The organism is Pseudomonas fluorescens (genome assembly GCF_902498065.1).
GTDB lineage: Bacteria > Pseudomonadota > Gammaproteobacteria > Pseudomonadales > Pseudomonadaceae > Aquipseudomonas > Aquipseudomonas fluorescens_BJ.
On the sequence record NZ_CABVIR010000007.1, the window covers coordinates 123,919 to 144,131 of the forward strand.

At 59.9% G+C, this 20,213-nt stretch carries 16 protein-coding genes; 4 read left to right on the forward strand and 12 right to left on the reverse strand.

The window, feature by feature from the left end; genetic code table 11:
* Positions 1 to 34: 34 nt before the first annotated feature.
* Positions 35 to 2,560: a PepSY domain-containing protein gene (locus F8N43_RS22565; protein WP_150654401.1), complete on the reverse strand. Its 2,526-nt coding sequence runs from the start codon at positions 2,558 to 2,560 to the stop codon at positions 35 to 37.
* Positions 2,561 to 2,691: 131 nt separating this feature from the next.
* On the reverse strand, positions 2,692 to 4,950 hold the full coding sequence (locus F8N43_RS22570) for a TonB-dependent receptor (RefSeq protein WP_150654402.1): 2,259 nt from the start codon (positions 4,948 to 4,950) through the stop codon (positions 2,692 to 2,694).
* Between the two features lie 206 nt (positions 4,951 to 5,156).
* Here F8N43_RS22570 and F8N43_RS22575 point away from each other — a divergent pair, with 206 nt between their 5' ends.
* Positions 5,157 to 5,837 (forward strand): Fe2+-dependent dioxygenase, encoded by a 681-nt coding sequence (locus F8N43_RS22575; protein WP_150633940.1) that lies wholly within the window; start codon positions 5,157 to 5,159, stop codon positions 5,835 to 5,837.
* Complete coding sequence (locus F8N43_RS22580; RefSeq protein WP_150654403.1) at positions 5,834 to 6,601, forward strand: tetratricopeptide repeat protein; 768 nt, start codon at positions 5,834 to 5,836, stop codon at positions 6,599 to 6,601. The genes F8N43_RS22575 and F8N43_RS22580 overlap by 4 nt, the downstream gene beginning before the upstream one ends.
* Before the next feature lie 114 nt (positions 6,602 to 6,715).
* Here the strand turns inward: F8N43_RS22580 and F8N43_RS22585 are convergent, their stop codons facing one another.
* The 5 genes from F8N43_RS22585 to F8N43_RS22605 all read right to left on the reverse strand — a co-directional run bounded on the left by F8N43_RS22585 (position 6,716) and on the right by F8N43_RS22605 (position 11,800).
* Positions 6,716 to 7,879 (reverse strand): type III PLP-dependent enzyme, encoded by a 1,164-nt coding sequence (locus F8N43_RS22585; protein WP_150640009.1) that lies wholly within the window; start codon positions 7,877 to 7,879, stop codon positions 6,716 to 6,718.
* A 470-nt stretch (positions 7,880 to 8,349) separates the two neighbouring features.
* A complete protein-coding gene (locus F8N43_RS22590) occupies positions 8,350 to 9,507 on the reverse strand; it encodes a betaine/proline/choline family ABC transporter ATP-binding protein (RefSeq protein ID WP_150633942.1) in 1,158 nt (385 codons plus the stop codon).
* Positions 9,504 to 10,157: an ABC transporter permease gene (locus F8N43_RS22595; protein WP_007942812.1), complete on the reverse strand. Its 654-nt coding sequence runs from the start codon at positions 10,155 to 10,157 to the stop codon at positions 9,504 to 9,506. The genes F8N43_RS22590 and F8N43_RS22595 overlap by 4 nt, the downstream gene beginning before the upstream one ends.
* A 12-nt stretch (positions 10,158 to 10,169) precedes the next feature.
* Complete coding sequence (locus F8N43_RS22600; RefSeq protein WP_150633943.1) at positions 10,170 to 11,063, reverse strand: glycine betaine ABC transporter substrate-binding protein; 894 nt, start codon at positions 11,061 to 11,063, stop codon at positions 10,170 to 10,172.
* 20 nt (positions 11,064 to 11,083) lie between these two features.
* A complete protein-coding gene (locus F8N43_RS22605; protein ID WP_054049992.1) occupies positions 11,084 to 11,800 on the reverse strand; it encodes an ABC transporter permease in 717 nt (238 codons plus the stop codon).
* 447 nt (positions 11,801 to 12,247) lie between these two features.
* On the opposite strand from F8N43_RS22605, the gene F8N43_RS22615 reads away from it, so the two are divergent.
* Positions 12,248 to 13,831, forward strand: a complete 1,584-nt coding sequence (locus F8N43_RS22615; protein WP_150633945.1) for a peptide chain release factor 3 — start codon at positions 12,248 to 12,250, stop codon at positions 13,829 to 13,831.
* Positions 13,832 to 14,168: 337 nt separating this feature from the next.
* Positions 14,169 to 14,420: a hypothetical protein gene (locus tag F8N43_RS22620; protein ID WP_150633946.1), complete on the forward strand. Its 252-nt coding sequence runs from the start codon at positions 14,169 to 14,171 to the stop codon at positions 14,418 to 14,420.
* A gap of 189 nt (positions 14,421 to 14,609) precedes the next feature.
* Here the strand turns inward: F8N43_RS22620 and F8N43_RS22625 are convergent, their stop codons facing one another.
* From F8N43_RS22625 to F8N43_RS22645, 5 genes are all read right to left on the reverse strand, one after another.
* Positions 14,610 to 15,590, reverse strand: coding sequence for a peptide ABC transporter ATP-binding protein (locus tag F8N43_RS22625; RefSeq protein WP_150633947.1), 981 nt, complete (start codon positions 15,588 to 15,590; stop codon positions 14,610 to 14,612).
* Complete coding sequence (locus F8N43_RS22630; protein WP_150633948.1) at positions 15,590 to 16,558, reverse strand: ABC transporter ATP-binding protein; 969 nt, start codon at positions 16,556 to 16,558, stop codon at positions 15,590 to 15,592. Before F8N43_RS22630 ends, F8N43_RS22625 begins: the two co-directional genes overlap by 1 nt.
* A 10-nt stretch (positions 16,559 to 16,568) precedes the next feature.
* A complete protein-coding gene (locus F8N43_RS22635; protein WP_150633949.1) occupies positions 16,569 to 17,492 on the reverse strand; it encodes an ABC transporter permease subunit in 924 nt (307 codons plus the stop codon).
* A 10-nt stretch (positions 17,493 to 17,502) separates the two neighbouring features.
* Positions 17,503 to 18,513: an ABC transporter permease subunit gene (locus F8N43_RS22640; protein ID WP_150633950.1), complete on the reverse strand. Its 1,011-nt coding sequence runs from the start codon at positions 18,511 to 18,513 to the stop codon at positions 17,503 to 17,505.
* Positions 18,514 to 18,587: 74 nt separating this feature from the next.
* Entirely contained in the window at positions 18,588 to 20,183 is a 1,596-nt protein-coding gene (locus tag F8N43_RS22645) for an ABC transporter substrate-binding protein (protein ID WP_150640010.1), read from the reverse strand.
* Between the last annotated feature and the right edge of the window lie 30 nt (positions 20,184 to 20,213).

Below are 20,213 nucleotides of genomic sequence, written 5' to 3' on the forward strand. Positions count from 1 at the left end.
CGAGCAAGCTCGCTCCCACAGGGACTGGGGGGTGTCAGTAAACGTCGCGGCGGTAGCGACCTTGCTCGATCAGGCGGTCCACCTCTTCAATCCCGAGCACTTCGTTGAGCACGTGATCCACCCCTGATGCCATCCCCTGCAAGCTGCCGCAGATGTAAATCACGGCACCGTCGGCCAGCCATTGCTTGAGCAGATTGGCCGATTCACGCAAGCGATCCTGCACATAGATCTTCTCGGCTTGATCCCGCGAAAACGCCAGGTCCAGACGCTCGATGTCCCCGGAGATCAGCCACTCTTCCAGCTCGGCGCGACACAGGTAGTCATGCTCGCGATTGCGCTCGCCAAACAGCAGCCAATGGCGAGTCTGCCCATCGGCAATCCGCGCCTTGAGCAAACTGCGCAGCCCGGCAAGGCCCGTGCCGTTGCCCAGCAGGATCATCGGCAACGGTTCGACCGGCAGATGGAAACCGCTGTTGCGTCGCACGCGCAAGCTGATGGTGCTGCCCAGCGGCGCGTGTTCGGTCAGCCATCCGGAGCCGATACCCAGGCGGCCGTCGGGATGCAGTTCCTGGCGTACGATCAGTTCCAGCACGCCGTCGGCGGCAATCGAGGCGATGGAGTATTCGCGCAGGGCCAACGGCACCAGCGCGTCCACCAGCGCTTGCGCGTGCAGACCGACAAGGTGCGTGCGGTTCTCGGGCAATTGTCGAGTGGCGAGTGCTTGTTCCAGCGATTGCGACAAGCCATCGAGCACCACCGCCGCCCGCCCGTCAATCCCAAGGCCATCGAGGAAATGCTCGATCGCCCACGAGCAGTTACGCGGCAACACTTCCACCAGATCACCGGCCAGCCAACTGCTGGTGGTCGGCGCGCTGAGGCCCAACAGGTACACCGGCGAACCGCTGCTGTCCGGGTTCATCAAGTCGCGGCGGCTCAGCGTCCAGTTGTCGTAGCTCGGCGCTTGCCAGGTGTCCACGGGCGCCTTTCCGGTCAGCAGACCGAGTTGCTGCTGCCAGTGACGCAAGGCGTAAGGGTCGCCGCAGTCGACTTCCACCGGCGCAAACAGGTGCTTGCCACCGTGTTCGCCGAGCCAGGCATGCAAGCGTCGGGCGAAACCACAGAAGTGCTGGTACTGGCGATCACCGAGTCCGAGTACCGCGTAATTCAGGCTTTCCAGGCTCAATGCCCGGCCCAGCACCTTGCGTTCAAAACCGCGAGCGCTGTCCGGCGCTTCGCCGTCACCGAAGGTACTGACTACGAACAGCGCGTTACTGGAATCACGCAGATCTTGCTCGCTGACATTGGCCAGCGGCTGAACCTTCACCGGCAGGCCTGCTGCTTGCAGTTGGCCGGCGGTCTGCCACGCCAGTTGTTCCGCAAAGCCACTTTGGCTGGCGAAGCCGATCAGCCACGCCGGTGCATCGCTGTCCGGTTGTTCAAGGCCTTTGCGGGCGTCCTTGATGTGTTTTTTCTTGCGTCGACGATCCAGGTACAGCAACCAGCCAGTGATGAAAAACAGCGGCATGGTCAGCGCGCTGAGCGTCAGGACGATCCGTCCGAAAATCCCGAAGTAACTGCCGACGTGCAGCGCGTAGATGCTCGTCAGCAGTTGCGCCTTGAAGCTTTTGTCGCTGTAGCGGTCATGGCGTTTGACGAGGCCAGTGGCCGGATCGAGGGTGATCTGGTTCAGCGCGCGGTCGTGTGGCGAGGAGTTCAGCAGGTAAAACACGGTCGCCGGTTGCCCGGCCACTGGCGGCATGCGGATGTTGTAGGCGCTCAGTGCCGGACCGGCAGCGCTGTAGATGCTGCTCCACATCGCGGCGTAATCGGCGGTCGGTGCCGGGCCTTCTGGCGCCGGGCCACGATTGCGAACCCGCTCGTTCTGCGGTGAGTCGGAGAGCAATCGGGTCAGGCCCTTGTTGTACCACTCGTAAGACCAGGACAACCCGGTCAGCGCCGCCAGCAGGTAAAACACCAGACACCAGGTGCCGGCCACCGAGTGCAAATCCCAGTTGAAGCTGCGGCCCGTTTTCTTCCAGTCGAGGGTCAGCCAGGCGCGCCAGCTTGTCCATTGGCGCGGCCAGCGCAGGTAAAGGCCGGACAGGCAGAAAAACACCAGGATCAGCGTACAGGCGCCGGTGATTTGCCGACCGGTATCGCCCATGGCGAGGAAGCGGTGCAGTTGCAGCATCAGGCCGAAGAAATCCTGGCCGGTGGCGTCGCCCAGGAACTCGGCGGTGTACGGATCGAAGTAGCGCATCTCACCGCGACGCTCGCCCGGTGGCGGGGTAAAGGACACCCGCGCGGCGTTGCCACTGTCGGTGTCGACCCAGATCATCGCGACTTTCTTGCCCGACGCGCCTTCGATTTTTTCCACCAGTTCAGCCGGCGGCAGCACGCCGGCGACCTGTTTCTCGACCTGCAACACCGACGGGTTGAGTGCGCGCAGGATTTCATCCTCAAACGACACTGTCGCCCCGGTGATGCCCATCAGGGCCAGGACCAGCCCGGCACTGATACCGAAAAACCAGTGCAACTGGAACAGGGTTTTCTTCAACACGTCACTCGCCTTGTTCGTTCAAAAATTGTCATCACGGCGCGCATTATGCCGTGGGCTGTCGAGAAGCATTCTTTTTTACGCACAAAAGCCCCGTTCATGTGGATGAACGGGGCTTTGACCTCACACTTGCGTCAGAAGTGGAAGTTGGCGCTCAGCAGGGCAGTACGGCCCGCCGCCACGTGGGCGTAGTGCGTCTGGAACACCTGGTCGAAGTAACGCTTGTCGGTCAGGTTCTGCACGTTGAGTTGCAGGTCGACGTTTTTGGTCAGGCGGTAGCTGGCCATCGCGTCGTAGCGCCAGTAGGACGGGATCTCTACCGAGTTGGCGATGTTGCCGAACTGCGAATCGACGAACGTGGCGCCGGCACCAATGGTCAACTTTTCCGGAACCACGTCATAGGTTGACCACAGGGTGAAGTTGTTTCGCGGGGTGCTCGGCATATGGTTGCCTTCATCGGCGGCGAGGGTGGTTTTGACCACTTCGCTTTCCATGTAGGTGTAGCCGCCATAGACCTTCCAGTTACGGGTCAGCTTGCCGGTGTACGTCAGTTCCAGGCCGTTGACCTGCTGCTCGCCGTCCAGCACTTGGGTGGTGGCGCCGTCCGGATCGTTCATGCGCGCATTGGTTTTCTCGGTGCGGAACAGTGCAGCGGTCAGCGACAGGTCGTCACCGAAGAAGTCCCACTTGGTGCCGATCTCGTAGTTGCGGTTTTTTTCCGGGTCCAGATCGTTGTTGTTCGCCGCCAGGTCCAGGCTACCGTTGCCGCTGGTTTCACCGGACGGGTTGCTGGAGGTCGAGTAAGCCGCGTAAATGCTGCCGTTTGGCAATGGGTTGTAGACCACGCCGATCTGGTAGTTGACCAGGTCGCTGGTGTTCTCGCGATCGAAGCTCCCCGCCCGTGTGGTACGGCCAGCATTAGCGAAGCCGCTGGATTGGGTCTTGTAGTTGTCATAGCGCAGACCCAGGTTCAGCGACCATTGTTCGTTGAACTTCAGCGTGTCGAACACGTAGGCCGCGGCGGTTTTGGTGTCGGTGTCGGTGAACGCGGCGCTGTCGGTAATCGTGCCGTTCCAGTTATCCCCAGGTGTCGGGTTGTACAGGCTGGTGCAGTCGCCGGAGCGGAAAAGTGCCGGGTTGCACGTCGTGCCGCTGGCGGCCGAAGTCAAGATGTACGGGCGGTTGTGGGTGTCTTGATAAGAAAACTCAAGACCGGTCACCAGGCTGTGTGCGATGGCGCCAGTGTCGAATTTGGCGCTCAGGTCGGTCTGGTTGACCCAGCCGCTGGACGTCGAATTACGGTTCTTGGTGCCACGGTACACACTGCCCTTGGCGACGTTGCCCTTGCTGTCGTCCGGGTTGGTAACGATGTAGTCCAGGGTCGAACGGGACATGCGGAAGCTGTTGGACACGGTCAGGTCTTCATTCAGATCGTGCTCGATCTTGAAGGTGCCGCTGTCATTGGTGGTTTCGCGATAGTCGCGATTGCTCACGCCGTAGAAGTTGTCGCGGTCGACATGCACCGGTTTGTCGACGTTGTACTTGCTGCGGGCCGGGTTCAGGGTCAGCGGAATGCCGTAGTCCGGCATGTCGTCGGTTTCGACGTGGTAGTAGCCGAGGGTCACGCGGGTATCGGTGCCCAGGCCGAAAGCGAACGTCGGCGCCACACCCCAGCGGCTGACATCCACGGTATCGCGCCCGGCGACATTGGCTTCGTGCTTCATCAGGTTCAGACGGAAAGCCGAGGTGTCGGTCATCTGCTGGTTCAGGTCGAGGGTGGTGCGCTTGGTCTGATCCGAGCCCCAAGTGAAGCCGCCATTGTAGAAACTGCCCAGTTTGGCGGTCTTGCTCACCAGGTTCAGGCTGCCACCGGTGGAGCCGGCGCCGGTGAAGGCCGACCCCGGGCCTTTGCTGACTTCGATCGATTCAACGTTGAAGATTTCGCGGCTCTGGGACGCCGGGTCGCGCATGCCGTCGACGAACGTGTCGCTTTCAGCGCTGAAGCCACGAATGATCGGACGGTCGCCCGCCGGGTTGCCGCCTTCGCCAGCACCGAAGGTAATGCCCGGTGTGGTGCGCAAGGCGTCGACCAGGCTGGTGGCGCCCGTGTCGCGGATCACCTGCTGCGGAATCACGGTGACACTTTTCGGTGTTTCGCGCAGCGGTGCGGTGTATTTCTTGTTGGTCGAGGTGTCGGTCTTGTAGGAGGTATCGTCCTGGGCTTCGCCGGTGATGGCAGTGGCGTCCAGGGAAATCGCATTGTTTGGCGCTTTTTCGGTCTTTTCGGCAGCGAAAACCATGTGCCCCGCAGAGCCGGCGGTGATTGCCACGCCAATCGCAGAAGCGAGCAAACGCGGTGAACTGACAGGTAATTGTGGTTGTTGGCGTGACATGTGAATTCCCCTCCCCAAGGATTTGAGGCCGCGGAATATAGGGTAATCGAGTATTCTTATCAATTGCGAAATATTGCTATTCGCACTGAATTTACAATCTTTACAATTTTCCCTTACGGTTTTTGCTGTTTCATTCGTCGCAGGGGTTTTACAGCGCCAATAAGAATCAATACCATTAGCGCCTCTTTGTCTTCAGGTGTATTCCCATGCTGCTGCACATCCCCGGCGTGTTCGCGAAAGAAGAAGTGCAGCGCATCCGTGAGGCTCTGGAGCGGGCGGATTGGGCTGACGGCAAGATCACCGCCGGCTACCAGTCAGCCAAGGCCAAACACAATCTGCAGCTGCCGGAAGGTCATCCGCTGGCCAAGGAGGTTGGCGCGGCGATGCTTGAACGGTTGTGGAAAAATCCGCTGTTCATGTCGGCGGCGTTACCGCACAAGGTTTTCCCGCCGTTGCTGAACTGCTACACAGCGGGCGGCAGTTTCGATTTTCATATCGACAACGCCGTGCGTCAGCCCAAAGGCAGCATCGAGCGTGTGCGCACGGATCTGTCGGCGACACTGTTCTTTAGCGAGCCTGAGGATTACGACGGCGGTGAACTGGAAATCCAGGACACCTACGGCACCCAGCGTGTGAAGTTGCCCGCCGGCGACATGGTGTTGTACCCCGGCACCAGTCTGCACAAGGTCAATGCCGTCACGCGCGGCACACGGTTCGCCTCCTTCTTCTGGACCCAAAGCCTTGTCCGCGAAGACAGCCAGCGCGCCCTGCTGTTCGAGATGGACGGGGCGATCCAGCAACTGACGCAGGACATGCCCGACCATCCCTCACTGATCCGCCTGACCGGCACTTATCACAACCTGTTGCGTCGCTGGGTCGAGGTATGAGTTTTCAACTGCGCCGTGAAGAAGTGCTCGACGGCGATCACCTCAAAGCCATGCTTAATGACAGTCCGGCACGTGCTGCTCAGGCGATCCTGATCGCTGCCCGCGAAGGGGTTCTCGATGCCCAAGCCTTGCTCGGCCAGATTCTGCTGGACGGCCAAGGGATCGAGCAGGACCAGCCTCTGGCCGTGCGCTGGTTCGAGATAGCCGCCCAGGGCGGGCATCTGATGGCGCGCAACATGCTCGGTCGTTGTCATGAACATGGTTGGGGTTGTGCGGCAGATGCTTCAGTCTCCGCGCGGCATTACCGGATTGCAGCAGAAGCGGGTCTGGATTGGGCGATGTACAACTACGCCAATTTGCTGGCCACCGGGCGCGGGGTGGTCGAGGATCAGTTGCAAGCGCTGGAACTCTACCGTCGCGCTGCTGAGCTGGGGCACGCGAAGTCGATGAATCTGCTCGGGCGTTATCTGGAAGAAGGGCGGGTTTGTGCGGCAGATCCGGTTGGCGCTGTCGATTGGTACCGACGTTCTGCGGTCGGCGGGGATTTTCGCGGGCAGTTCAGTTATGCCGCGGTGCTGGCGGATGAAGGGAAAATAAACGAGGCGCTGGAATGGTTGCGCAAAGCATTGGCCGGGGGCAATCTGAATTTTCTGCGGGTGGCGAGTAAGGCGCTGTTGAGCGCAACCGATGCGCAGATTCGCGACCTGGCGACCGATTATGCCCGTCGATACGCCGAACTGGGGCAGGAACTCCCGGCCCTGTAGGCGCTGCTCTTGAGACCATCGCTGGCAGGCCAGGTCCCGCAGGGAACTGGGTGCAATCCAGACAAAAAAAGCCCATGTCACGTCATGGGCTTTTTGATGTCTGCGTGCAGCGTTTTACACGTAGAACGACTTCAGCGGCGGGAAGCCATTGAATTCGACGGCGCTGTAACTGGTGGTGTACGCACCGGTCGACAGCCAGTACAAGCGATCACCGATTGCCAGGTTCAGCGGCAGACCGTACTTGTAGTTCTCGTACATGATGTCGGCGCTGTCGCAGGTCGGGCCGGCGATAACCACTTCTTCCACTTCACCTTTCTTCTCGGTCCAGATCGGGAACTTGATGGCTTCGTCCATGGTTTCGATCAGGCCGGAGAACTTGCCCACATCCGTGTACACCCATCGCTCTACAGCGGTGCGGGATTTACGCGCAACCAGTACCACTTCGCTGACCAGGATGCCGGCGTTGGCGATCAGCGAACGGCCCGGCTCCAGGATGATTTCCGGCAGGTCGTCGCCGAAGTCTTCCTTGAGGAAACGGATGATTTCTTCCGCGTAGGTTTCCAGGCTGTTGGTGCGGGTGATGTAGTTGGCCGGGAAGCCGCCGCCCATGTTGATCAGCTTGAGGTGGATGCCGTCTTCTTCTTTCAGACGCTCGAAGATCACTTTGACCTTGGCGATCGCCGCGTCCCAGACACTGATGTCGCGCTGTTGCGAACCGACGTGGAACGAGATGCCGTAAGGCACCAGGCCCAGGTCACGAGCGAGGATCAGCAGGTCCATGGCCATGTCGGTCTGGCAGCCGAATTTGCGCGACAGAGGCCAGTCAGCGGTGGTCGAGCCTTCAGTCAGAATGCGCACGTAGACTTTCGAACCCGGTGCAGCCTTGGCGATGTTGCGCAGGTCGGCTTCGGAGTCGGTGGCATACAGACGCACGCCCTTCTCGTAGAAGTAGCGGATGTCCTTGGATTTCTTGATGGTGTTGCCGTAGCTGATGCGATCCGGGCCGACGCCCTGGTTCATCACTTTGTCGAGCTCGTAGATCGAAGCGATGTCGAAGTTCGAGCCTTTCTCTTTGAGCAGGTCGATGATTTCGACGGCCGGGTTGGCCTTGACCGCGTAGTAGACCTTGGCGAATTCGAAACCGGCGCGCAGGTCGTCATAGGCCTTGCTGATCATCGCGGTGTCGATCACCACGAACGGGGTTTCTTGTTTGTCGGCGAAGGCCTTCATTTTGTTGAAAGTATCGCGCGCGAAATAGTCTTCGACGTTGATCGACATGCTGGGAACTCCTACTGGCAAACTGAAATTATCAATGGGTGCAAATGAACGTCCTCCGTATCCCCACTTTGGTTCGCCTACTTCCCAAGGCATGTCGCCGAAAGCAAAAAGGCCACGGGAGGCGGTGCTTCCCTTGGCCTTGCTGTCTCGTCGTCAGTACTTGAGCCGGATGGATCGTTTCCAGCATGGACGTTCGGCGCGAACTTTAGGGCGTGAGGGGCTTGAGATCAACAAAAAATGTCGCGTTTTTGCACACTTCCGTCGTGCGGTCCCGGACAGTTACTGATGTAACCGACCTGCATGACAGTGTGATGTTCCCTCGGCAGGGAGATTTCGGGTGTGTCAGGCGGGAGTTGTGTTTGCCCCAATCGCTAGCAGGCTAGCTCCCACAGAGGATTTGTGTTGTTGCACAGATTGCATGCACACCACAGATCCAATGTGGGAGCTAGCCTGCTAGCGATAGCGTCAGATCAGGCGACAGCGGTCTCGGCTGGCGAAACAATGCTGGTCTTGCCGCCACGCGACTTGCCTGAACTCAGATACTCGGCAATCGATTCCTGGGTCACTTCCCCGAGAAACACCCGCTCGGCATCCATCACCGGCAACCACGAGCGATTGAACTCGTACATCCGCGACAACAGAATGCGCAGATGCTCGTCATACGCCGCCGTGGCGTTGAACTCGCGCAGGTATTGCGCGCAAGTGCCGGTCTGACGGTGCAGGTCGCGACGTCGTACGTAACCGAGCGCTTTGTTCTCACCATCAGTGACCACCACGTAACGACGGTCCAGTTCGTCCATCAACTCCAAGGCCTCGGCCACCGGCGTTTCCGGGCTGACGGACGGCGCGTTGTCCGCCGCGTCTTCGGCCTTCACCAGCAACAGGCGCTTGAGCGTGCTGTCCTGGCCGACGAAGTTGCTGACGAAATCGTCCGCCGGGTGCGCGAGCAACGTGTCCGGGTGGTCAATCTGCAACAGCTTGCCGGCACGGAAGATTGCAATCTTGTCACCCAGTTTGATGGCTTCGTCGATGTCGTGGCTGACCATGATCACGGTCTTGTTCAGCGCCCGTTGCATCTCGAAGAATTCGTTCTGGATCATCTCGCGGTTGATCGGGTCGACCGCGCCAAACGGTTCGTCCATCAACAGCAACGGCGCATCGGCCGCCAGTGCGCGAATCACGCCGATCCGCTGCTGCTGACCGCCAGACAGTTCACGCGGATAACGATTCAAATACTGCTTGGGCTCAAGCTTGATCATGCTCATCAACTCGCGGGCGCGGTCGTGGCACTTCTGTTTGTCCCAGCCCAGCAGGCGCGGAACGATGGTGATGTTTTCCTCGATGGTCATGTTCGGGAACAGACCGATCTGCTGGATCACATAACCGATGTTGCGGCGCAGAGTCACGGCGTCGAGGTCAGTGGTGTCCTCGCCGTTGATCAGAATCTTGCCCGAGGTCGGTTTGATCAGGCGGTTGATCATCTTCAGCGTGGTGCTTTTGCCGCAGCCCGACGGCCCGAGGAACACGCAGATTTCGCCTTCATTGACGGTCAGGCTGACCGAGTCCACGGCTTTCACATCTTTGCCGTTGCTTTGGAAGGTCTTGCTGAGGTTTTGAAGTTCGATCATTTCAGGAGTCCTTTTGGAGTCAGCGTGCGTTGCAGCCATTGCAGAAGCAGGTCGGCGAAGATGGCCAGGAGGCTGACCAGCACGGCGCCGACGATCAGCATCGACATGTCGCTGCGGCTGATGGAAGCGAGAATGAGTACACCGAGGCCGCCGGCGCCGATGGTCGCGGCGATGGTCATGACACCGATGTTCATGACCACGGCAGTGCGCACGCCGGCAAGAATTACCGGCACGGCAATAGGCAGTTCGACCATGCGCAGGCGCTGGCCGAAGGTCATGCCGATACCGCGTGCGGCTTCGCGAATGCCCGGTTCAACACCGGTCAGGGCGAGGTAGGTGTTACGCATGATCGGCAGCAGCGAGTACAGAAACACCGCGGTGATCGCCGGCATCGGACCGAGGCCCTGGCCGAATTTCGAGTAGAACGGCAAGAGCAAGCCGAACAGGGCAATCGACGGCACGGTCAGCAGCACCGTGGCGCTGGCCTGCAAGGGGCCGGCGAGCGTCGGGAAACGCGTCATCAGAATGCCCAGCGGCACGCCGACCAGAATCGCCAGGGTCACGGCGATGCCGACCAGGGTGATGTGCTGCCAGGTCAGGTGCAGCACCAGCGGCCAGTCGAGATGGGAAAAGGCGTTGAGAAATTCCATGGCTTTTCCTCCTTAGTTGATGGGGTGCTGGCGCAGGAAATCGGCGGCAACGGATGAAGGGCTTTCGTGATCGACATCAACCCGCGCATTGAGCGCGCGCATGGTTTCGTCATCGAACAGCTCGGCCAGCGGTTTGATTTCTTCCGCCAGTTTCGGATGGGCATCGAGGTAAACCTGGCGCACCACCGGCGCGGCGGTGTAGTCCGGGAAGTAGTGCTTGTCGTCTTCAAGCAACTTGAGTTTGAAGGCGTTCAGGCGACCGTCGGTGGTGTAGACCAGACCGGCAAACACTTGGCCATTGCGCAGTGCGGTGTAGACCAGCCCGGCATCCATCTGCCGCGTGTTTTTGCGGGTCAGGTTCATGCCGTAGAGCTCGACCATGCCGGCCATGCCGTCGGAACGGTTGGCAAACTCGGTGTCCAGGGCGACCAGGTGGTTGGTCTTCGCCTCAGCTTGCATCACCGTGTTCAGCTCGCTGATGGTGTTGATCTGCGGATAAGCCTTCGCCGTGGTTTCCGGTAGCGCCAGAGCGTAGGTATTGCTGAATTTCGACGGGGTCAGCCAGACCAGGCCTTTTTTCGCGTCGAGTTCTTTCACCTTGGCGTAGGACTGGGCACTGTCGAGCTTTTCAGTGATGTGGTTGTAAGCCACCAGCGACACGCCGGTGTATTCCCAAATCAGATCCAGTTGGCCGCTTTCCTGAGCGCTGCGAGCGAGGTTGCTGCCCAGACCGCCCGTGACCTGGGCGTCGTAACCCTTGGCGCGCAGGTACTGTGAAGTGATTTCCGCGAGCAGGGTTTGCTCGGTAAACACCCGGGCACCGATGCGGATCACGGGTTTTTCAGCGGCTTGGGCAAATCCTGCGAACAGCAGGGCGCAGCCTAAAAATAAGCATATTTTTTTCATGAGTCTTCCTTTGCCGAGGCTTAAGACGGGCGCAAGCCGCGTTCGAGCCAGAGGCGGCTGGCGAGTGTCACCAGTCCGTCGAGCAGCAAGGCCAGCAGGGCGGTGCAAGCGGCGCCGAGCAGCAGTTGCGGCTGATTGTTCAGGGCGATGCCGGGGAAAATCAGGCTGCCCAGGCTGTTGGCGCCGATCAGGAACGCCAATGGCGCGGTACCGACGTTGATCGCCAGCGCCACGCGCACGCCGCCGATGATGATCGGCACGGCGTTTGGCAATTCAACCCGCCACAGCACTTGTGTCGGCGTCATGCCGATGCCGACGGCCGCTTCCTTGAGTGAACCCTGGACGTTTTTCAGGCCTTCATAGGTGTTGCGCACGATCGGCAACAACGAGGCGAGGAACAGCGCAAAGATCGCGGGGCCGCTGCCAATGCCCAGAATCCCCAGAGCAATGGCCAGTACGGCGAGAGGCGGCACGGTGTTGCCGATGTTGAAGATCTGCATGAAGCGTTCGGCGCGTCCAACCATGGTCGGGCGGCTGAGGAAGATGCCGGCGGGGATGCCCACAACAAGGGCGGCCAGCATGGAAACGAGGACGAGAATCAGGTGAGCTTGCAGGTAAAACAACAAATCGTCGCGGTAATGTTCGATCGTGTTGATGCCAATCCAGTGGACCAGCAGGGCCAGAAGGGCGACGACAACCGCACCTCCTATCAGCCCTTTGCCATAGCGAATAGCCACAGGCGGACTCCTTTTTTCTTTGTCGGCGAACGCAGTCCCGAGTGGCAATGCCATTCCTGGCTGCCGGGATTATCAACGTTCGCGAGAAGCAGCTCTTCATGCTGATGCAACCGCATGAGATCGAGCCATAAGCGCAGCCTCGTCAGGCTAACTTGCAGGTTCTTCAAACCCTGCTACGAGAGCTGTAACAGGGGAGTGGACGTCTCTACCTTTTAAAAGGTTCCATATTTAACAGCAGATAGCCACCCTTGATGTCCGATCACGTCCCTGTAGGAGCCGGTTTGCTGGCGATGGGCGCGCCTCGGTCTGCCAGATACACCGAGGTGATGCCATCGCCAGCAAGCCGGCTCCTACAAAGTTCCTCGCGTCCGGGCGGGCGGTGGTCCGTGACAGTCGGTTTGCGCTATACTCGCCGCCCTTTTTTGAATCACCGCCAGGCGATTTCCCATGACCAAACAGGCCGCCGAAGTCGCGAAACGCCGCACTTTCGCCATTATTTCCCACCCCGATGCCGGTAAAACCACCATCACCGAGAAGCTCTTGCTGATGGGCAAGGCGATTGCGATTGCGGGCACGGTGAAGTCTCGCAAGTCCGACCGCCATGCCACCTCCGACTGGATGGAAATGGAAAAGCAGCGGGGTATCTCGATTACCACGTCGGTCATGCAGTTCCCGTATCGCGATCACATGATCAACCTGCTCGACACCCCGGGCCACGAAGACTTCTCCGAAGATACCTACCGCACCCTGACGGCGGTCGACTCGGCATTGATGGTCCTCGACGGCGGTAAGGGTGTAGAACCACGGACCATCGCGCTGATGGACGTTTGCCGTCTGCGTGACACGCCGATCGTCAGCTTCATCAACAAACTCGACCGTGACATCCGCGACCCGATCGAACTGCTCGACGAAATCGAAGCGGTCCTGAAGATCAAGGCTGCACCCATCACTTGGCCGATCGGTTGCTACCGCGACTTCAAAGGCGTTTATCACCTCGCCGACGACTACATCATCGTGTACACCGCCGGTCACGGCCATGAGCGCACCGATGTGAAAATCATCGAGAAGCTCGACTCCGATGAAGCCCGCGCGCACTTGGGCGACGAGTACGATCGCTTCGTTGATCAACTGGAACTGGTGCAAGGCGCCTGCCACGAATTCAACCAGCAGGAATTCCTCGACGGCCAACTGACACCGGTGTTTTTCGGTACCGCGCTCGGCAACTTCGGTGTCGATCACGTGCTCGACGCCGTGGTCAACTGGGCGCCGAAACCGTTGGCCCGGGTCGCCAACGAGCGCACCGTGGAACCGGTTGAAGAGAAATTCGCCGGCTTCGTGTTCAAGATCCAGGCGAACATGGACCCGAAACACCGCGACCGTATCGCCTTCATGCGTATCTGCTCCGGCAAATACGAGAAGGGCATGAAGATGCGCCACGTGCGCACCGGCAAGGATGTACGGATCGGCGATGCGCTGACCTTCTTCTCTTCCGAGCGTGAGCAACTGGAAGAAGCGTTCGCCGGCGACATCATCGGCCTGCACAACCACGGCACCATCCAGATCGGCGACACCTTCACCGAAGGCGAAGTCCTGGGCTTCACCGGCATCCCGCACTTCGCCCCGGAACTGTTCCGTCGTGTGCGTCTGCGTGACCCGCTGAAATCCAAGCAACTGCGTCAAGGTTTGCAGCAGTTGGCGGAAGAAGGCGCGACCCAGGTGTTCTTCCCCGAGCGCAGCAACGACATCATCCTCGGCGCCGTCGGTGTGCTGCAGTTCGATGTGGTCGCCAGCCGCTTGAAAGAGGAATACAAGGTCGAGTGCTCTTACGAGCCGATCACCGTGTACTCCGCACGCTGGATCGATTGCGACGATAAGAAAAAGATGGAGGAATTCCGCGTCAAGGCTGTGGAAAACCTCGCAGTCGACGGCGGTGGTCATCTGACCTACCTGGCCCCGACCCGCGTCAACCTGGCGCTGATGGAAGAACGCTGGCCGGACGTGAAATTCCGTGCGACGCGTGAACATCACTAAGCGCTGAGCTGCAAAACCCAAAAGCCCCGGTCGCGAAAGTGCCGGGGTTTTTTCATGCTCGCCACAATCCCCTGTGGGAGCCAGCCTGCTGGCGATAGCGGAGTGACATTCAACACAATCATTGAATGAAAGAATGCCATCGCCAGCAGGCTGGCTCCCACAGGGATCAGCGTTGTTGGTGGGTTTGGGTATAAACATTATTCCAAACCAGTCTTCCCACTCACGGCGTTTCCCGCGCATCGTCAGGGTCTATCTGGAGAACGCGCCCCATCGGAACCGGATGTCTATCAGTGCCGTCGGGCTTCCACGTTTCACCTGCAAAAGGATGGAATCGGCCATGAGCATTTTTCAACGCATTGTGTTGTTGCTGAAGGTTTTGGTACTGCTGTCGGTTGGCATGTCAGCGGCGTGGGCGGAATGCCCGGACCATGGTGAGCAGGCGTCGAGCGGGCAGGTGACGCACACCGGGCTGATGATCGCCGCGTCCGAATCGGAACCCGGCGACCAAGGCCAGGGCGGCAGCGCGGACGATGATGACTCGACCACCGAAGATCCCGATGCCGATACCGATGAAGATGAAGGGGCTTAAGTAGCAGGCAAAAGAAAACCCCTTCTCCCCTGACAGATGCGCAGCCAGGGCAGAAGAGGTTTTGAACAGTTCACCTGTCCCATGTGGGAGCGAGCTTGCTCGCGATGGCGGTGTGTCAGTGTCAGTTATGCTGATTGACACTCCGCCATCGCGAGCAGGCTCGCTCCCGCAGGTTTTTTCAGATCACTGTCATGCCGCGCCGTCGAGGAACTGCTCGGCGTAGTGGCATGCCACCTGGCGGTTATCAAGAGGGCGCAGGGCCGGCTCTTCCGTGCTGCAGCGCTCGGTCGCGTACGGGCAACGCTTGTGGAAAGCGCAGCCCGACGGCGGGTTCAACGGGTTGGGCAACTCGCCGACGATCTTGATTTTCGGCTTGTTGGGATCCGGGTGAATGGTCGGCGTGGCCGACAGCAAGGCCTGGGTGTACGGGTGCAGCGGACGGGCATAGATGTCGTTCTTCGGGCCCATTTCCACCGGGCGTCCGAGGTACATCACCATCACGTCATCGGCAACGTGCTGCACCACGGCCAGGTTGTGGGAGATGAACACGTAGGCGGTGTTGAACTCTTGCTGCAAATCCATGAACAGGTTCAGCACCTGCGCCTGGATCGACACGTCCAGCGCTGAGGTCGGTTCGTCCGCCACCAGCACTTTTGGCTGCAACATCATCGCGCGGGCGAGGGCGATCCGCTGGCGCTGACCGCCGGAGAACATGTGCGGATAACGCTGGTAGTGCTCTGGGCGCAAACCCACCTGCTTCATCATTGCCTGCACTTTCTCGCGACGTTCCGAGGCGCTCAGGCTGGTGTTGATCAGCAGCGGTTCGGCGAGTTGGTCACCGACTTTCTGCCGAGGGTTCAATGAGGCGTACGGGCTCTGGAACACCATCTGCACGTCTTTGCGAAGTTGCTTGCGTTGAGCCTTGTCAGCACCGGCAACTTCCTGCCCGGCGATTTTCAAGGAGCCGGAGGACGGCTCTTCGATCAGCGTCAGGGCGCGGGCCAGGGTGGATTTGCCGCAACCCGATTCGCCCACGACGGCGAGGGTCTTGCCGGCTTCCAGTTCGAACGACACTCCGTTCAGGGCGCGGACGGTCGCATGGCCCTTGAACAGGCCACGGGACACTTCGTAGTGACGGGTGAGGTCGCGGGCGGTAAGTACGACGGCCATTACGCCACCTCCTGGTTCAGCGGGTAGAAGCAGCGGGCGAGGCTGTTGCTTTTCGGGTCGAGGGTCGGACGTTGCGCACGGCAGTTGTCCTGCACATACGGGCAGCGCGGCGACAACAGGCAACCTTGCGGACGGTCATAACGACCGGGAACGATGCCCGGCAGGGTCGACAGACGCGTGGCGCCGAGGCTGTGTTCCGGAATCGCCTTGAGCAGCGCTTCGCTGTACGGGTGCGCTGGAATATCGAACAGTTGTGGGACCTGACCGACTTCGACCGCCTGGCCGGCGTACATCACGCACACACGCTGGGCGGTTTCGGCCACGACCGCGAGGTCGTGGGTGATCAGCACCAGGCCCATGTTCTGCTCTTTCTGCAACGCCAGCAGCAGGTCCATGATCTGTGCCTGAATCGTTACGTCGAGGGCAGTGGTCGGTTCGTCGGCGATCAGCAGTTTCGGCTCGCCGGCAATCGCCATGGCGATCGCAACACGCTGGCTCATACCGCCCGACAATTGATGCGGGTAGGCGTCCATACGGCTGGCGGCGCCCGGGATTTCGACTTTTTCCAGCAGCTCGATGGCGCGGGCGCGGGCTTGCTTGCCGGACATTTTCAGGTGCAGGCGCAGCACTTCTTCGATCTGGAAACCGACGGTGTAGCTCGGGTTCAGCGCGGTCATCGGGTCCTGGAAAACCATGGCCAGGTCTTTGCCGACGATTTGCCGACGCTGACGGTTGCTGAGCTTGAGCATGTTCTTGCCATCGAAATTCAGGGCGTCGGCAGTGACGATCCCCGGATGTTCGATCAGGCCCATCAGCGCCATCATGGTCACGGATTTACCCGAACCCGACTCGCCAACGATGGCCAGCACTTCGCCCTTGTCCACGGAGATGTCGAGCCCGTCGACCACCGGAACGGCGTTCTTGTCGCCGAAGCGAACGTTGAGATTCTTGATTTCTAACAGTGACATTTGAATCTCCTCAGGCGGCGTTCTTGAGTTTCGGGTCCAGCGCATCGCGCAGGCCGTCGCCCATCAAGTTGATTGCCAGCACGCTGAGCAAAATGGTCAGACCAGGCAGGCTTACCACCCACCAGGCGCGTTCGATGTAGTCGCGAGCCGAAGCCAGCATGGTGCCCCACTCAGGGGTTGGCGGTTGTACGCCAAGGCCGAGGAAACCCAGGGCCGCGGCATCGAGAATCGCCGAGGAGAAACTCAGGGTGGCCTGAACGATCAGCGGCGCCATGCAGTTGGGCAGCACGGTGATGAACATCAGGCGCGGCAGCGTTGCGCCGGCCAGGCGCGCGGCAGTCACGTAGTCGCGGTTCAGCTCGCCCATCACCGCAGCGCGGGTCAGACGAACATAGGACGGCAGGGACACCACGGCGATCGCGATCACGGTGTTGATCAGGCCAGGGCCGAGGATGGCGACGATCGCCACAGCCAGCAGCAGCGACGGCAGGGCCAGCATGATGTCCATCAAACGCATGATGGTCGGGCCGAGCAGGCGCGGGAAGAACCCGGCGAACAGACCGAGCAGGATGCCCGGGATCAGCGACATCACCACCGACGACAAGCCGATCAGCAGCGACAGGCGCGAACCCTGGATCAGGCGCGACAGCAGGTCGCGACCCAGTTCATCGGTGCCGAGCAGGAACTGGATCTGCCCGCCTTCCAGCCAGGATGGCGGGGTCAGCAGGAAGTCACGGTATTGCTCGCTCGGGTTATGCGGGGCAACCCACGGCGCGAAGATCGCGCAGAAGATCACCAGCAACATGAACATCAGGCCGGCGACGGCACCTTTGTTCTTGGAAAACGCTTGCCAGAATTCTTTGTACGGGGACGGGTACAGCAGGCTTTGATCGACTGTTACCGCTTGATTTGCAGTTGAAGCTGGAGTGGTCATGGTCATGATCTCAGCGCTGATGACGGATGCGTGGGTTGGCGAAGCCGTAGAGGATGTCCACGATGAAATTCACCAGAATCACCAGGCAGGCGATTAACAGGATGCCGTTCTGCACCACGGGATAATCCCGTGCGCCAATGGCTTCGATCAGCCATTTGCCGATGCCGGGCCAGGAGAAGATGGTTTCGGTGAGGACCGCACCGGCCAGCAATGTGCCGACTTGCAGGCCGACCACAGTCAGTACCGGAATCAGCGCGTTGCGCAGGCCGTGCACGAACACCACGCGTGATGGCGACAGGCCTTTGGCGCGGGCGGTACGGATGTAGTCCTCACGCAGCACTTCGAGCATCGACGAGCGGGTCATCCGCGCAATCACCGCCAGCGGGATAGTGCCGAGCACGATGGCCGGCAGGATCAGGTGATGCAGGGCATCGAAGAACGCTCCGACGTCATCGGCCAGCAGCGTGTCGATCAACATGAAGCCGGTGCGCGGCTCGATGTCATAGAGCAGGTCGATCCGCCCGGACACCGGGGTCCAGCCCAGGGACACCGAGAAGAACATGATCAGGATCAGGCCCCACCAGAAGATCGGCATCGAATATCCCGCCAGGGAGATGCCCATCACCCCATGGTCGAACAGGGATCCTCGCTTGAGTGCCGCGATCACCCCGGCCAGGAGGCCCAGGATGCCGGCGAACAACAGGGCGGCCATGGACAATTCCAGGGTCGCGGGGAATAGAGAGCTGAACTCGTTCCACACGCTTTCACGGGTACGCAGGGATTCTCCGAGATCGCCGTGAGCCAGTTTACCGATGTAATCCAGGTATTGGGCATACAGCGGTTTGTTAAGACCTAGGCGTTCCATTGCCTGAGCATGCATTTCGGGGTCGACTCGTCGTTCGCCCATCATTACTTCCACGGGGTCGCCAGGAATCATGCGAATCAACGCGAAAGTCAGCAAGGTGATGCCGAAGAACGTGGGGATCAATAACCCCAATCGGCGGGCAATAAAACTAAACATCGTGTGGTGTACCTCATCAGCCGGTTAGGCGTGCCTGGTGTCCCTGGAGTCAGGGACACCGGGAGTTTTCTTATCTACTTCACCTGGGTGGTGGCGAAGTTATTAGTGGTGAGGGGGCTAATGTGATAGCCCTCTACGTTGTTGCGCATTGCGGTGAACATTCTAGTGTGCGCCATGCTGATCCATGGCTGGTCCTGGTTAAAAATAACCTGAGCCTGTTCATACAGCGCTGCCCGCTCGGCCGGATCGGTTTTTTCGCGAGCCTGGTCGATCAGCGCCTGGAACTTGTCATTGCACCAGCGCGCGTAGTTTTCGCCGTTCTTCGCGGCTTCGCAACTGAGCATAGGCGTCAGGAAGTTATCCGGGTCGCCGTTATCGCCCGCCCATCCGGCGGAAACCATATCGTGCTCGCCGTTTTTCGCGCGTTTGAGCATTTCGCCCCATTCCATCACGCGGATGTCGATCTTGATCCCGACCTTGGCCAGGTCAGCCTGCATCATCTGTGCGCCGAGCATCGGGTTCGGGTTGGTCGGGCCGCCACCGTTGCGGGTGAACAGGGTGAAGGTGGTGCCTTCCGGTACGCCGGCTTCCTTGAGCAGGGCGCGGGCCTTGTCCAGGTCGCGGGGTGGGTTTTTCAGGCTGTGGTTGTAGCCCAGCAGCGTGTCCGGGAACGGGTTGACCGCCACGGTCGCATTGCCTTTACCAAACAGCGCGTTGACATAAGCCTCTTTGTCGAAGGCGATGTCGATGGCTTTGCGCACCCGCACATCACTCATGTATTTGTGCGTGGTGTTCATGGCGATGTACGAAACGGTCATCGCGTTCAGTTCGTCGACGCTCAGCTTGGCGTCTTTCTTGATGCTCGGGATGTCATCCGGCTTCGGATACAGCGCGACCTGGCACTCGTTGGCCTTGAGCTTTTGCAGGCGCACGTTGTTGTCGGTGGCGATGGCCAGGATCAACGAGTCCGCCGGCGGCTTGCCACGGAAGTAATCCGGGTTGGCCTTGAAGCGAACCTGAGCGTCCTTGGCGTAACGCTGGAAAATGAACGGGCCGGTGCCGACCGGTTTGTTGTTCAGGTCACCGGTCTTGTTCGCCTTGAGCAACTGGTCGGCGTACTCGGCAGGGTAGATCGAGGAAAACGCCATGGCGATGTCGGCCAGGAACGGCGCTTCGCGGCGGGTCAGGGTGAAGGTGACGGTGTTGTCGTCGATCTTCTCTACGCTTTTGAGCAGTTCCTTGAAGCCCATGCTTTCAAAGTACGGGAAGCCCACGCTCGACAGTTTGTGCCACGGATGATTCGGGTCCAGCTGACGCTGGAAGCTCCAGACCACGTCGTCGGCGTTCATGTCGCGGGTCGGCTTGAAGTATTCGGTGGTGTGGAACTTGACGCCTTTACGCAGGTGGAACGTGTAGGTCAGGCCGTCGTCGCTGATATCCCAGGACTCGGCCAGCGCCGGAATCACTTCCGTGGTGCCGGGCTTGAAGTCCGCCAGGCGGTTGAAGATGGTTTCGGCCACCGCATCGGCTGTGACTGCAGTCGTGTACTGAACCATGTCGAAGCCTTCCGGACTGGCTTCGGTGCAAACCACCAGGGGTTTGGCCGAGACGCCAACGGCAACACTCAGCAACGCGGCAGCGATGGCCGCACGTAGGGGAAGCATTTTCATCAAGAACCCTCTGCAATCGGTTGAACAGGA

What these genes read in the sequence shown, in the direction of transcription:
- F8N43_RS22570 (WP_150654402.1), bottom strand. Translation starts at nt 4,950, where the DNA reads ATGTCACGCCAACAACCACAATTACCTGTCAGTTCACCGCGTTTGCTC.
- F8N43_RS22575 (WP_150633940.1), top strand. Translation starts at nt 5,157, where the DNA reads ATGCTGCTGCACATCCCCGGCGTGTTCGCGAAAGAAGAAGTGCAGCGC.
- F8N43_RS22580 (WP_150654403.1), top strand. Translation starts at nt 5,834, where the DNA reads ATGAGTTTTCAACTGCGCCGTGAAGAAGTGCTCGACGGCGATCACCTC.
- F8N43_RS22585 (WP_150640009.1), bottom strand. Translation starts at nt 7,879, where the DNA reads ATGTCGATCAACGTCGAAGACTATTTCGCGCGCGATACTTTCAACAAA.
- F8N43_RS22590 (WP_150633942.1), bottom strand. Translation starts at nt 9,507, where the DNA reads ATGATCGAACTTCAAAACCTCAGCAAGACCTTCCAAAGCAACGGCAAA.
- F8N43_RS22595 (WP_007942812.1), bottom strand. Translation starts at nt 10,157, where the DNA reads ATGGAATTTCTCAACGCCTTTTCCCATCTCGACTGGCCGCTGGTGCTG.
- F8N43_RS22600 (WP_150633943.1), bottom strand. Translation starts at nt 11,063, where the DNA reads ATGAAAAAAATATGCTTATTTTTAGGCTGCGCCCTGCTGTTCGCAGGA.
- F8N43_RS22615 (WP_150633945.1), top strand. Translation starts at nt 12,248, where the DNA reads ATGACCAAACAGGCCGCCGAAGTCGCGAAACGCCGCACTTTCGCCATT.
- F8N43_RS22620 (WP_150633946.1), top strand. Translation starts at nt 14,169, where the DNA reads ATGAGCATTTTTCAACGCATTGTGTTGTTGCTGAAGGTTTTGGTACTG.
- F8N43_RS22625 (WP_150633947.1), bottom strand. Translation starts at nt 15,590, where the DNA reads ATGGCCGTCGTACTTACCGCCCGCGACCTCACCCGTCACTACGAAGTG.
- F8N43_RS22630 (WP_150633948.1), bottom strand. Translation starts at nt 16,558, where the DNA reads ATGTCACTGTTAGAAATCAAGAATCTCAACGTTCGCTTCGGCGACAAG.
- F8N43_RS22635 (WP_150633949.1), bottom strand. Translation starts at nt 17,492, where the DNA reads ATGACCACTCCAGCTTCAACTGCAAATCAAGCGGTAACAGTCGATCAA.
- F8N43_RS22640 (WP_150633950.1), bottom strand. Translation starts at nt 18,513, where the DNA reads ATGTTTAGTTTTATTGCCCGCCGATTGGGGTTATTGATCCCCACGTTC.
- F8N43_RS22645 (WP_150640010.1), bottom strand. Translation starts at nt 20,183, where the DNA reads ATGAAAATGCTTCCCCTACGTGCGGCCATCGCTGCCGCGTTGCTGAGT.